This window comes from Pseudoclavibacter helvolus (assembly GCF_014191305.1).
Classification (GTDB): Bacteria; Actinomycetota; Actinomycetes; order Actinomycetales; family Microbacteriaceae; genus Pseudoclavibacter; species Pseudoclavibacter helvolus.
Genome location: NZ_JACHWJ010000001.1, coordinates 1,035,631 through 1,048,515 on the forward strand (window position 1 = coordinate 1,035,631; position 12,885 = coordinate 1,048,515).

11 protein-coding genes are annotated in these 12,885 nt (G+C 66.7%); 1 reads left to right on the top strand and 10 read right to left on the bottom strand.

The genetic code is table 11. The features are described 5' to 3' along the window. Nucleotides 1-38: 38 nt before the first annotated feature. Nucleotides 39-1,940: a 2-dehydropantoate 2-reductase gene (locus FHX72_RS04835; protein ID WP_183623336.1), complete on the top strand. Its 1,902-nt coding sequence runs from the start codon at nucleotides 39-41 to the stop codon at nucleotides 1,938-1,940. Nucleotides 1,941-1,998: 58 nt separating this feature from the next. Here the strand turns inward: FHX72_RS04835 and rbfA are convergent, their stop codons facing one another. From rbfA to FHX72_RS04885, 10 genes are all read right to left on the bottom strand, one after another. Beyond that, a complete protein-coding gene (gene rbfA / locus FHX72_RS04840; protein WP_183623337.1) occupies nucleotides 1,999-2,433 on the bottom strand; it encodes a 30S ribosome-binding factor RbfA in 435 nt (144 codons plus the stop codon). Between the two features lie 154 nt (nucleotides 2,434-2,587). Further along, nucleotides 2,588-5,437 (bottom strand): translation initiation factor IF-2, encoded by a 2,850-nt coding sequence (gene infB, locus FHX72_RS04845; protein WP_082775318.1) that lies wholly within the window; start codon nucleotides 5,435-5,437, stop codon nucleotides 2,588-2,590. A 77-nt stretch (nucleotides 5,438-5,514) separates the two neighbouring features. Next, entirely contained in the window at nucleotides 5,515-5,910 is a 396-nt protein-coding gene (locus FHX72_RS04850) for a YlxR family protein (RefSeq protein WP_338110047.1), read from the bottom strand. After that, a complete protein-coding gene (gene nusA, locus FHX72_RS04855; protein ID WP_068480253.1) occupies nucleotides 5,816-6,835 on the bottom strand; it encodes a transcription termination factor NusA in 1,020 nt (339 codons plus the stop codon). The genes FHX72_RS04850 and nusA overlap by 95 nt, the downstream gene beginning before the upstream one ends. 133 nt (nucleotides 6,836-6,968) lie before the next feature. Beyond that, nucleotides 6,969-8,747 (bottom strand): proline--tRNA ligase, encoded by a 1,779-nt coding sequence (locus FHX72_RS04860; protein WP_068480250.1) that lies wholly within the window; start codon nucleotides 8,745-8,747, stop codon nucleotides 6,969-6,971. 78 nt (nucleotides 8,748-8,825) lie between these two features. Then, nucleotides 8,826-9,548, bottom strand: a complete 723-nt coding sequence (locus FHX72_RS04865; protein WP_068480246.1) for a tetratricopeptide repeat protein — start codon at nucleotides 9,546-9,548, stop codon at nucleotides 8,826-8,828. Further along, complete coding sequence (locus FHX72_RS04870) at nucleotides 9,545-10,531, bottom strand: VWA domain-containing protein (RefSeq protein ID WP_068480243.1); 987 nt, start codon at nucleotides 10,529-10,531, stop codon at nucleotides 9,545-9,547. The genes FHX72_RS04865 and FHX72_RS04870 overlap by 4 nt, the downstream gene beginning before the upstream one ends. After that, a complete protein-coding gene (locus tag FHX72_RS04875; RefSeq protein WP_183623339.1) occupies nucleotides 10,528-11,523 on the bottom strand; it encodes a VWA domain-containing protein in 996 nt (331 codons plus the stop codon). Before FHX72_RS04875 ends, FHX72_RS04870 begins: the two co-directional genes overlap by 4 nt. After that, nucleotides 11,514-12,002 (bottom strand): hypothetical protein, encoded by a 489-nt coding sequence (locus FHX72_RS04880; protein WP_183623341.1) that lies wholly within the window; start codon nucleotides 12,000-12,002, stop codon nucleotides 11,514-11,516. The genes FHX72_RS04875 and FHX72_RS04880 overlap by 10 nt, the downstream gene beginning before the upstream one ends. Further along, nucleotides 11,989-12,885, bottom strand: a complete 897-nt coding sequence (locus FHX72_RS04885; RefSeq protein ID WP_068480237.1) for a DUF58 domain-containing protein — start codon at nucleotides 12,883-12,885, stop codon at nucleotides 11,989-11,991. Before FHX72_RS04885 ends, FHX72_RS04880 begins: the two co-directional genes overlap by 14 nt.

The following is a 12,885-nucleotide window of genomic DNA, read 5'->3' on the forward strand; positions in this document are numbered from 1 at the left end:
AGACGGAGTGGATTTGTGTGTGCGAAGGGGAGATCAGGATGCGGGTTGCTGTCATCGGCGCCGGTGCGGTCGGCGGCGCCCTCGCGCTCCTGCTCGACCGAGCGGGACACGAGGTTGTGCTCGCCTCGCGGAGCGGTGCCGAGCCTGCACGCGGCCGGCGCACGCTGAACCTCGCTGGTGCCTTCGGAGAGCACCGCGCGGAGTTCGCTCAGGATTCGCGCCTCTCTGGCACCTTCGATCTCGCGCTTGTCGCGGTGAAGGCACAGGACACCCAGCGCGCGGTTGAGCCCCATCTCGCGGTGCTTGCAGCGACGCCCACGATTGTCGTGCAGAACGGCCTCGAGGGGGCAGCGACGGTGGAGCGTCTGATCGCCGGTCTGGCCGATCGAAACGCTCGCGGGTTCGTCGCAGGCGGCCTCGCCACCTTCGCCGTGAACAGGCCAGCACCCGACGAGATACGTGCAACCGCCAACGGTTCGCTGACTCTGGGAACTGCGTCCACTGCGCACACGTCTCGGCTGGAGGAGCTCGCGGTCGCACTCTCCCCCGCCCTCGAGTGTGTGGTCGCAGACGACCTGGCTTCTGCGCTCTGGAGCAAGCTCCTCATCAACCAGGTGAACGCGCTTCCGGCCGTAACCGGGCTCAGTGTGCAGGAGGTCGGCCTCGACGCCGATCTGCTCAGCGTGCTCGCCTCGAGCATCGGCGAGCTGCTCGCAGTGGCCGCAGCGAGCGGTGCCTCGCTTGTCGAGCTTGGCCCACTGGACAGAGCCCTCGCGGATCTCGCGAACGCCACGCCACTCGACACGGACGAGGAGCTTGCCCGGAACCGGCGGCTCGCGCGGGAGCTGTCCGCGGCCTTCGGGACGACGCCGAACTACGCATCGACCCAGCAGAGCATCAGCCGCGGCGAGGCAACGGAGATCGACGCGCTCAACGGCGCCGTCGTCTCGCACGGACTCACGCGTGGCCTTGATGCGCCCGTGAACGAGCTCCTCACCTCGCTTGTGCACGAGAGGGAAGGTGGAGCACCGCAGCTGTCCCCCGCCGAAGTTCGTGGCGCTGTCATCACGGCGACGGTCAACACTTGGTTCACCAGGGGGAACCGCCAGCTCTCGTGGCGGCTACCCACGACAACTGCTTGGGGTGTCCTCGTGAGCGAGACGATGCTGCAGCAAACTCAAGCCGCGCGCGTTGAACCGAAGTGGTTGGACTTCATGGAACGCTGGCCGACGCCAGCCACCATGGCAGAAGCCACCGAGGCCGAGGTGCTCCGGTTCTGGGATCGGCTGGGCTACCCGAGGCGCGCGCTCTGGCTCCTTGCCTGCGCCAGGGAGATCGCTGAAAAGCACGACGGGCGCGTGCCGGATACGCGGGAAGCCCTGCTCGCGCTGCCTGGCGTCGGGCCGTACACGGCATCGGCGGTCATGTCCTTCGCCCACGGTGTACCCGAACCCGTCGTCGACACGAACGTCCGCCGCGTCCTCTCCCGCGCCTTCCTCGGCGCAGAGACGCCCTGGGGGCCATCGGCCGTGCGCGACGCGGCAGAGATGCGTGCCGTCGCCCCCGCAGACCCAACCGCAGCGAACCTCTGGAACGCAGCGTCCATGGAACTCGGCGCCGTCATCTGCACGGCGAAGCGGCCGAAGTGCGACGATTGCCCCGTCGTTGGGCTCTGCGCGTGGGTCAGTGCCGGACGGCCCGCCTCGACGACGGTCAAGAGGCGACAGGCGAAGTTCGCCGGATCGGACCGCGAGATGCGCGGCCTGGTGTTGAGGGAGCTCCGTGCGATCCCAGGGGGCGTTGAGATCGAGTTCCTCCGTGGCCACCTCGACCCGGACGGAGCGGACTCGCTCCGCTTCGACCGAGCGCTGTCCTCGCTGAAGGATGACGGACTCATCTTCGAGCGAAACCAGGCGGAGATAGCACTGACCGGCGACTGATCAGTCGCCGGCCAGTGTCGCAGTCGGCCGCAGCCGAGCAGCTATTCAGCAGGAAGACTCAGGCGCCCTCCGGCTCGTCCTTCTTCTCGTAGGGGTCGGCGTCGCCGGCGTAGCTCGCTGTCTTCGCCTGCTGGGCTGAGGCCACGTCGCGATCGTGCGCTTCGCGGAGCAGCGCGGCGATTGCATCCGCGTTCTCCGGGATTGCGTCTGGCACGAATTCGAGGCTCGGGGTGAGGCGCGAGGTGATGTTCTTGCCCACCTCGGTCCGGAGCATGCCGGTCGCGCTCCTGAGCGCGGCCGCTGTGTCCCGTCGCTCCTTCTGATCGCCGTAGACGGTGTAGAAGATGGTGGCATGTTGCAGGTCACCCGTGACGCGCACGTCCGTGATGGTGACGAACCCGAGCCGCGGGTCCTTGACGCCGCGCTCGAGCGTCTTCGCGACGATGACCTTGATTCGGTCTGCGAGTCGCAGAGCCCGTGAATGATCAACCATGTTGGCTACTTTCTCGTGTGCTGGTGCAGACAGTCAAATGAATCTGCAGTGTCTCAAACTGCGCGGAACCTGAAGGCGGGGCCCCGGCCGGTTAGCCAGGACCCCGCCCCGAGTGTTCGCCGCGCTTTGCTCAGCGCAGCAGCTCGGTCAACAGCTAGACGCGCGGCTTCTCGACGAGCTCAGTCGTCTCGATCTCGTCGCCGATCTGGATGTCGTTGTACTTGCCGAGGCCGATACCACATTCGAAGTCCGTGCGGACCTCGGTGACGTCGTCCTTGAACCGACGGAGCGAGTCGATCGCGAGGTTGTCCGCGATGACGATGCCGTCGCGGATGACGCGAGCAGTCGCGTTCCTCGTGATAGTTCCGCTGCGGACGATACATCCGGCGATGTTTCCGAACTTGGAGGAACGGAACACCTCGCGGATCTCCGCGACACCCGACTGGACCTCTTCGAACTCGGGCTTGAGCATGCCCTTGAGCGAGTTCTCGATGTCCTCGAGCGCTCCGTAGATGACCGAGTAGAAGCGGACATCCACGCCTTCACGAGCAGCGCGCTCGCGCGCCTTCGTGTCGGGGCGCACGTTGAAGCCGATGATGATGGCGTTGTCGACCGTGGCGAGGTTGACGTCGGACTCCGTGATGGCGCCGACACCGCGGTGGATGATGCGCAGCTGCACCGAGTCATCCACATCGATCTTGAGCAGCGACTCTTCGAGTGCCTCGACGGCACCGGAGACGTCACCCTTGATGATGAGGTTGAGCGACTCGACCTTGCCCTCTTCGAGTGCACGGGTGAAGTCCTCGAGGCTGATGCGCTTGCGGGACTTGGCGAGGCTCGCGTTGCGCTCGACGGCTTCACGCTTCTCGGCGATCTGACGCGCAGTGCGGTCCTCTTCCGTGACGATGAAGGTGTCGCCTGCACGAGGAACGCTCGACAGGCCCTGCACCTGGACCGGGCGCGAAGGCTCAGCCTCGGTGACGACCTGACCGTTCTCGTCGAGCATTGCCCGGACGCGGCCGTAGGCCGTTCCAGCAACGATCGGGTCTCCGACACGGAGCGTTCCCGACTGGATGAGGACGGTTGCGACCGCACCGCGTCCCTTGTCGAGCTTCGCTTCGATCGCGATACCGCGCGCTTCCTTGTTCGGGTTGGCGCGAAGGTCGAGACCGGCGTCTGCCGTCAGAAGGACCGCCTCGATGAGGCTGTCAATGTTGACGTTGTTGCGAGCAGACACGTCGACGAACATCGTGTCGCCACCGAACTCCTCGGCAACGAGCCCGTACTCGGTCAGCTGCGCACGGACCTTGGCCGGGTTCGCGTCTTCCTTGTCGACCTTGTTGACGGCAACGACGATCGGCACGTTGGCGGCCTGGGCGTGGTTGAGCGCCTCGACCGTCTGCGGCATGATGCCGTCGTCCGCCGCGACCACGAGGATCGCGATGTCGGTGACCTGGGCGCCACGGGCACGCATGGCCGTGAAGGCCTCGTGACCCGGCGTATCGATGAACGTGATGGCGCGTTCGATGCCCTCGTGCTCGTGCCAGACCTGGTACGCACCAATGTGCTGCGTGATGCCACCAGCTTCGCCATCGACGACGTTCGCGTTGCGAATCGCGTCGAGGAGTCGCGTCTTACCGTGGTCGACGTGACCCATGACGGTGACGACAGGCGGGCGGATCTCGAGAACGTCGTCGCCTTCGTCCTCTGCTTCCTGGTCGAGGTCGATCGAGAAGCCCTCGAGGAGCTCGCGGTCTTCGTCCTCCGGGCTGACGATCTGAATGCGGTAGCCCAGCTCTTCGCCAAGCACCTCGAAGGTCGCCTCGTCGAGCGACTCCGTCGCCGTCGCCATCTCACCGAGGTGGAACAGCACGGTCACGAGGTCACCGGGGCTCGCATCGATCTTCTCTGCGAAGTCCGAGATCGAGGCGCCACGACGCAGACGGATCGGCGTCGTGCCGTCTCCGCGACGTACCTTGACGCCACCTACGCTCGGGGCCTCCCGCATTTCGAATTCTGCCCGCTTCGTCCGCTTGGACTTGCGAGCCTTCGACTTTCCGCCGCCGCGACCGAATGCACCGGCCGTCGAGCCGCGACCGCGACCGCCGCCACCTGGACGACCGCCGCCACCTGGACGCGGAGCAAAGCCGCCACCGGCACCTGGAGCGCCGCCTGGACGTCCGCCACCGGCACCGCCGGCACCCGGGCGACCGCCCGGACGACCAGCACCTGCTGGGCGGGCGCCTGGAAGCACGCGGGGCTGACCCGGACGCGGAGCCGCCGGGCGGGGGCCGCCTGGGCTCTGCGGGCGAGGACCGCCTGCGCCACCTGGACGGGGGCCGCCACCGGCTCCGCCACCAGGGCGCATGCCCTGGTTCGAGGAGAACGGGTTGTTGCCTGGACGCGAACGGCCCATGCCCTGGCTGGACGCGAACGGGTTGTTCCCTGGACGCGGGCCTGGACGGGGTCCACGAGGACGCGGGATGGCTGGGCTTGCGCCACCATCAGCCTGCGCGGGCTTTGCGTCGCCGGGAGCAGCGGGACGCTGCGTGTTCGGCTTCGGCGCGCCCGCGTCCGCTGCGGGTGCAGCAGGAGCGGCTGGCGCGGGAGTCGAGGGCTGAGCCTCAGCAACCGGAGCCGGCTCAGGCTTGCGCTTGGGTCCAGGGGTCGGAGCCGATGGACCTGCGGCCGCAGCCTTCGGTGCCGGAGCAGCGGGCGCCGCTGGTGCCGACGGGCCCGGCTTCGTGCCTGGACGGACGCTCGAGGGCTTTGCGCCGCCTGGACGCGGGGCGCCCGGCTTCGACGCCGATGGAGCGGCGGCCTGAGGCTGCGCGCTACCGGCGGCGTTGGTTTTCAGCGCCTCGCGGAGGCGACGGGCCACGGGGGGCTCGACGCTCGACGATGCGCTCTTAACGAACTCGCCCATGTCCTGAAGAGTCTTGAGGGCGGTCTTGGAATCGACGCCCATCTCGCTGGCGATTTCGTGTACGCGTGGTTTTGCCACTTTTCTCCTGTCTGGGGCCCGCCCAGACAGGAGCGGACCATTAAAGTCGGATGTGCCTCATCGTGAGTCACTCATGATTAGTCCATGGTCCGATCAGCCTTTTCTCGTAGTAGAGCAGGGCGCTCGCCCTGTTCCAGTGTGCTCGCGTGCCTGCTGAGCGCCTCGGTGTCCACCTTGCCGGTCTTGAACGCCCGCAAGAATGCGCGCCGCTCAATCGCGAGCCTGGTGCACTCCGTGGTCGGATGGATCCAGGCTCCACGCCCTGGAAGACTCGCCGAGATATCGACTTCGAGGCTTCCCTGACGGAGAACAACTCTGAGGAGCTGACTCCGTGCGGAGCGCGAACGGCATCCAACGCACGTTCGTACAGACGACATACTACCCCCCTGCGCGCGCTTCGTCTCCGTCTTCGAGGATCGAGTCTGGCTGAATGTCGATTCTTGCACCAGTGAGCTTGGCCGCGAGGCGCGCATTCTGGCCTTCCTTGCCGATCGCGAGCGACAGCTGGAAGTCGGGAACCAGCGCCCGGACGGCCTTCGTGGCACGGTCGATGACAAACGCGCTCGAGACTTTCGCCGGGCTCAATGCACTAGCCACGAAGGTCGGCAGGTCGTCGGAGTAGTCGACGATGTCGATCTTCTCATCGCCCAATTCGTTGGTGACGGCGCGAACTCGCGCCCCGAGCTCGCCGATGCACGCGCCCTTCGGGTTGATGCCTTCCTGAGTCGCGCGGACGGCGATCTTCGAGCGGTGGCCCGCCTCGCGCGCGAGCGACACGATCTCGACGACGCCACTTGCGATCTCAGGAACCTCGAGGGCGAAGAGCTTGCGAACAAGCGACGGGTGCGTGCGGGAGACCGTGATCTGCGGCCCCTTGGTGCCCCGCTCGACCTTCGTCACGAAGACGCGGAGGCGCCGGCCGTGCGAGTAGTCCTCGCCAGGAACCTGCTCCTCGGGAGGCAGGATGGCCTCGACGGTTCCGAGGTCGACGTGGATCATGCGGGGGTTCGGTCCCTGCTGGATCACGCCGGCGACGATGTCACCCTCGCGTCCACGGAACTCGCCAAGCACTTTGTCGTCCCCGATGTCTCGGATGCGCTGGTTGATGACCTGCTTGGCAGCAAACGCCGCGACACGACCGAAGTCGTCGGCGGGAAGCTGAGCCTCGCCGATGATCTCGCCGTCTTCGTCCATCTCTGGCACGAACACGTTGACTTCACCGCTCTTGCGGTCGAGGTGTACACGCGTTGATGCCGGCGGCACGTCCTGGCCGAGCTCCTGCGATACGTGCTTCTCGTACGCGGTCAGGATCGCCTGCTCGAGAATGCTGGCAAGTTCCTCAAACGGGATCTCACGCTCTCGCTCGAGAATCCTCAGGACAGCAAGGTCGATCTTCATGGCGCTCCCTCTATTCAGATGAAAGAACGACTTTACCCCATAACGAGCGCACGGGATGAGGCGTCGGGGACTTTCATCCCCTCGGACCTCATCCCGTGCGAAGCGATCGCTCGCAACTGCCTCGAGAGTGGCGCTAGACGCTGCGCTTCGACTGCAGCAGCTCGAGGACCTCGTCCTTGGAGACCGCGTCGCGTTCGTTGGTGCGGCGGTTCCACAGCTCGACCTGACCGTCGACGGCCCCCTTGCCTGCGATGACGATCCACGGAACACCGAGGAGCTCCGCGTCGCCGAACTTCACGCCGGGCGAGACCTTCTTGCGGTCGTCGTAGAGCACGTCGAGCCCAGCAGCATCGAACGCCGCAGAGAGTTCCTCCGCTACGGCGAACGGCTCCTCGTTGCGCCCTGTCGCGACGATCTGCACGTCGAACGGCGCCACCTGCTCTGGCCAGATGAGGCCGCGGTCGTCGTGGTTGGCCTCGGCGATGAGCGCGAGGTTCCGGGTGACGCCGATGCCGTAGGAGCCCATCGTCACGGTCGTGAGCTTGCCCTGCTCGTTGAGCACCTTGAGCCCGAGCGCTTCCGCGTACTTGCGTCCCAGCTGGAAGACGTGCCCGATCTCTGTTCCGCGAGCGGTGGTGATGGCCCCACTGCCGTCTGGAGCAGGGTCGCCGTCGCGGACCTCTGCGGCGCCGATGCGCGCATCCGCCGCGAAGTCGCGCCCCGCAACCAGGGAGTGCACGTGCTTGCCTTCGACGTTCGCGCCGGTGATCCAGCTCGAACCTTCTGCCACCGTCTCGTCGAGGAAATAGGCGATCTCAGTGGTCGACTCCTCCCCCAGAACCTGGCCGTCGGCCGACCACGGGCCGATGTAGCCACGGACGAGTCCGGGGTGCTTGGCGAAGTCCTCCGCGGTCGCAGCTTCCACCTCTGCAGGTTGCAGCGCCGTCTCGAGGCGCTTCATGTCGACCTCACGGTCACCGGGGATGCCGACGACGACAAGGTCGCGGGTGCCATCCGTGTGGATGCGCGCGACGACGACGTTCTTGAGCGTGTCAGCGGCTGTCCAGTCTCGACCGTCCACCTTCGCGACGACGGCGTTTGCGTGCGCGACAAGCGTTGCGATCGTGGGCGTGTCTGGCGAGTCGAAGACCGTGACCGGGCCCGTCGAGCTCGAGTCGACGGCAGCGGGTGCCGGAGCGGCGTACGCCTCAACGTTCGCCGCGTATCCGCCCGGGGAGCGCACGAAGGTGTCCTCGCCGACGGGAGTCGGGTGCAGGAACTCCTCGCTCCGCGAGCCGCCCATAGCCCCCGCGTTGGCCGCGACGATGACGTACTCGAGGCCGAGGCGGTCGAAGATGCGCTCGTAGGCGTCACGCTGCGCCTGGTAGCTGGTGTCGAGCCCTGCGTCGTCGATGTCGAACGAGTAGGCGTCCTTCATCGTGAACTCGCGTCCGCGCAGCAGTCCCGCGCGGGGGCGCGCCTCGTCTCGGTACTTGTCCTGGATCTGATAGATCGCGAGCGGCAGGTCCTTGTACGACGAGTAGAGGTCCTTGACGGCGAGAGTGAAGGCCTCCTCGTGCGTCGGAGCCAGCACGAGCGGTGCGCCCTTGCGGTCCTCCAACCGGAAGATGCCATCGCCGAAGTCGTTGAGGCGGCCCGTGGCCTCGTAGAAGTCAGCGGGGAGGATCCCGGGGAAATGAACCTCCTGAGCGCCGGCCGCTTCCATCTCCTCGCGCACGATCTGCTCGATGCGGCGCTTCACCTTGAGGCCGAGCGGCAACCAGGCGAAGACGCCAGGCGCCTGACGGCGGATGTAGCCGGCGCGCACGAGGAGCCTGTGGCTTGCCACCTCGGCGTCGACGGGATCTTCGCGGAGGGTGCGGACAAAGAGCTTGGAAAGGCGAGTAGTCACCCCGCAATGCTAGTCGTGCGCGGGACGCCACGCGGTCGGGTCAGCGGGCGGCCGTACCTTCGCAGGCGCGGCCGCGAGTCACCACGGCTTGTCGTGGGAGGCGTCTCCCTCAGTCTCGCCGCGCTCCTGGTCGAGCTCGTCCTGCCGATCCTGCTGATTCTGCTGCAACTGCTCCTCGAGCTCGGTCATCTCGGGCGACTGGGTCGACTCAGGGGGGTCCTCCCCCTCGTTCGGTTCCTGCGCTTCGGATTGCTGCTGCAGCTTCTGCTGGATGCGCTCGGTCGATTCGACCGTAGGCGGCTCGAACTCGGTGGATGCGCAGCTCGGGTCGCGCGCATCCAACACGGCGAGGGCCTCCTGCCAGAGCGCAACCGCGCCCGCGGTATCGTCCGCCGCCAGCCTTGCGTCCCCCTGGCGCTCGATCGTGATGGCGAGATTGGCACGGATAGGACACTGCTGCGGGGGTTCTGCCAACGGCAGGGCCGTCTCGAGCTCAGTGCGAGCCTCATCGAGCAGGCCCAGCTGGAGCATGGACGTGCCCGTGTTGTACGGAGCTTTCCAGCTCTCGAGAATGTTCACGAACTTCTGCTGCTGCGCCGAGTTCATGCTGCCCTCGTAGTCGGGCTCTGAGTAGAGCGCGACCGTTCGGTCGGCGATGACGGACATGCTGATGAGCTTGGCCGCGAACGCGGCCGCGATGAGCGCAAACGGGATGCTGAAGAGGATGAATCTCCGTCTGCGCCTCGCGGCGGCCGCAGCGGATGGGAGTGCGGCCCTCGGCTTCTTCTCGCGACGACTCATGCTGCCCCTCCCCTGGCTCTGCTGAGCTCGATGAAGTGCTTCACCGATTCCCATACGTCTCGAAGCAGCAGCAGGAACGCTGCCGACGCGAGGATCCAGTACACCTCGAAGGCAGTCTCTGCGCTGCCCTTGGTCTGTGTCACTCTCGTGCTGTCGACCTCTGCGGCGACGACCTCGGTGCCAGGAGCCCTGGTCTCGAGGGGCACACCCAGCTCGTCCGCGATCTGCTGCAAGGCTGCCGTGTCGATGACGGACAGCGCCTGCTGGCCCTGCGCATCCACGATGTAGGTCGGCTCGCCGGTCTCCAGCGTCCCCGCCGTCTCCTTCATGGGGCCGCCCGCCTCAGTGCCGTAGCCGAGCACGGCGCCACCGGCGAGGTAGCCAGCGAGGTCGCTGAAGGAGTCGGGCTCCGTGTCTGCCGTCTGCTCGCCGTCGCCCAGGTAGTAGACGACGCGTGCCCGCTCGGGCTCAGCCTCCGAGGCGGCATCGAGGACGTCCTTGACGAGGGGTTCGGCGATCGAGATCGAACTCCCGCGCGAGTACTGCGTGACCTCCGGACGCAACGTCTGCAGGAGGGCGTCGAGTGCCGTCGTGTCTGCCGTGAAGGGAAGCCGCTGCACTGCCGCCGCGTCGAACGTGACCAGGCCGAAGCGCGCTCCCTCGTGCGCGGATGCGAGCGCCGAGATGTCGGCCTTGACTCCTTCGAGTCGCGGCGCCCCGTCCCAGTCCTCCGCGACCATGCTCGCCGTCGTGTCTACGACGAAGAGCACGTCAACCTCGCTCTGCAGGTTCGGCGCTGGGGCGCTGCCGATGCCGGGGCGGAACGCCGCGAGCACGATGAGCCCGCAGGCCGCGAGACGCAGCGCCCAGTTGATGCGGCGACGCCTGTCGGTCGCCCGGACGAGCGCGAAGATGCCGAAGCCGAGGAGCGCGATACCGAAGATCACGAGCACAAACGCGGGGAGGATCGGATTCCAGGTCACAGGCGGAGCCTCCATGCCAGCACGACGTAGATCGAGACGAACGCGAGCATCAGCATGAGCCAGACGTTCGGGCGATCGGTGATGAGGAGCTGCGGTTGGCCGACCATGAGTGAGGTCTGCTCGCTCGTGATCTGGTCGACGATGCCAGAGACGCTGGCCGGATCGGTGAGCTTGAAGTAGCTGCCGTCTGACTGCAGGATCGTCGTCCTGAACTGGTCGGCGAACGCATCCTCGAACTGGTTGGCGTCGAGCGCGTAGATCTTAATCCCCCGTTGCTCGGTGTACTCGGCCGCCTCGGGGAACGAGACAAGCGGGTCGCCGTTCACGGCGTTGTCCGTCGCAAAGATGATCGAGCGCGACCTACCGTCGTCCGCGGCAGGGTCGTAGTCGCCGAAGGTCATCGCGCACGAGGCAAGGCCGTCGCCGACGAGAGACGCCCCGGCGGCACCCTGCGTGCCCTGCGCAAACGAGTACTCGATGTTCGAGCCGCCGGATGCTGACTCCATCTCATCACGCACCTGCTGCAGCTGGGTCTCGACGAACGCGTAGTCGTCCGTGAGCGGAAAGAGCTGCACGGCAGTCGCGTCCCACAGCATGAGCGACATGCGCTCTCCGTCGAAGCCAGGGAGCATCTCGAGGTACCTGTCGAGCACCTCTACGTCGTAGTCGACCATGGAACCAGAGATGTCGAGACACAGCACGATGTCGCGATTGAACTTCTCGGGCGACTCGACCCGCTGGTAAACCCACCGCCCGGCAGCGACGCTGGTCACCGCGAGCAGGATCGCGAGCACGACCCCGACGGCGGTCATGAGGCTCGAGTAGCGCACGAGCGCCCGACGGTAGGCGGGGAGCTTCGTCAGGCGCCTCGAGTTCGCGACGGGAATGGCGCCAGACTGCCCGCGCTTGCGCGAGCGCCACCAGGCGACGCCAGCCACGGCCGCCGCGACCACGATCAGCGAAAGGCTGATCCACCACATCGCTATCGCCACGTCGAGATCACCTCTCTAGCCGCCGCGACGCCGGCCTCGGCACCGCTGGGGTCGTGCGCGCCGAAGACCATCGGGTAGTACTGGCCAACCGTGTGCGAGACGCCACGAAGCTCGGTGCGACGGAGGTCGGTGAGCGTCATCTTGTCAGCGGGCACCGTCGAGACGGCAGCCACGAAGCCGCGGACAAGCACGCTCAACTCCGCGTGTGCTCTCCGCGGCGTGAGTTCGCCAGCAGCAGCTCGGCGAGCTACGTCATCGACGCGCTCCAAGTACTCCTGCTGCAAGGCGTAGACGGGCGGCCGAGCGGGTGGGAGCACCGGCGCCGCCTTCGGCGGGCGAGGACGCGTCAGGAACACTACGAGGAAGTAGTAGGCGACGATGGCAGCCAAGATCAAGAAACCGAGCACAAGCCAGAACTGCGCGTAGTCGATGACGGGGATGACGGTGCCCTCTGGCGGCTGGACGTCAGCGACGAACATTTGCCCTCGCTTTCAAGAGCGCGAGGAGCACGGGGGCGACTTCCGCCTCGCTCGCGACCTCGGCGTAGGAGACGGCGTTTGCCTCGAAGGTCTGCTCCATGTCGATAGTGCGTTTCCGCTCGGCGTACTCGAACTCGCGCTCGAGAAGACGGTCGCCACCGAAGAGACTCGGCATCGCCCAGTTTCCCTCAACGTCGAACGCCAGCTCGCCACGCCGGCCACGCTGGTGCGGCTCCGCGTCGGTGATCTGCAGCCACACGATCTCGTGCTGAGCCGCCAGCCGCCGCACGAGCGCCGCGCGCTCGTCGTCCCAGTCGAACTCGTCCGCGATGACGACGAGGAGCGCGCGGTGCCGCACCGTGAGGCGGACGCGCTCCAGGATCGCGTTCATGTCGCTTGTGGCGGTCTCGAGACCAACCGTGTCGTACACGGCATGGAGCATCCGCTCGAGAGCGGAAGTCGTGCTGCGGAACGGGAGCTGTCTGATGCCCTCCGAGCTGCCGGTCACGAGGCCAACCTCGTCGCCGTGCCGGATGGCGAGGTAGCCGAGTATCCCGAGCGCGGTGACCAGTACCTCTCGTTTCGGCTCTCCGCTCGCAGACAGCGCCGCCATGTTGCGGCCGCCGTCAACAGCGAACAGCACGCGATGCCGCCGCTCAGCGACGTAGCGCTTCACGAGCGGCTGGCCCACGCGTGCGCTGGCCTTCCAGTCGATGTCCTTGATCTCGTCTCCGGCGACGTACTCACGGAGGTCGTCGAAGTCCATACTGCGCCCGCGGAGGTGCGAGGCGTACTGGCCGTCGAGCAGATGCAGCACGCGCCTTCGCGCGTGCAGGAACATCTTCGACTTGACCTTCGAGAGGAGAGGTCGTTCGCTTGACAT

Coding starts and splice junctions, on each gene's coding strand:
- nusA (WP_068480253.1), bottom strand. CDS start 6,835: ATGAAGATCGACCTTGCTGTCCTGAGGATTCTCGAGCGAGAGCGTGAG.
- rbfA (WP_183623337.1), bottom strand. CDS start 2,433: ATGGTTGATCATTCACGGGCTCTGCGACTCGCAGACCGAATCAAGGTC.
- FHX72_RS04835 (WP_183623336.1), top strand. CDS start 39: ATGCGGGTTGCTGTCATCGGCGCCGGTGCGGTCGGCGGCGCCCTCGCG.
- FHX72_RS04850 (WP_338110047.1), bottom strand. CDS start 5,910: ATGCGCGCCTCGCGGCCAAGCTCACTGGTGCAAGAATCGACATTCAGC.
- FHX72_RS04880 (WP_183623341.1), bottom strand. CDS start 12,002: ATGTTCGTCGCTGACGTCCAGCCGCCAGAGGGCACCGTCATCCCCGTC.
- FHX72_RS04865 (WP_068480246.1), bottom strand. CDS start 9,548: ATGAGTCGTCGCGAGAAGAAGCCGAGGGCCGCACTCCCATCCGCTGCG.
- FHX72_RS04885 (WP_068480237.1), bottom strand. CDS start 12,885: ATGTCAAGCGAACGACCTCTCCTCTCGAAGGTCAAGTCGAAGATGTTC.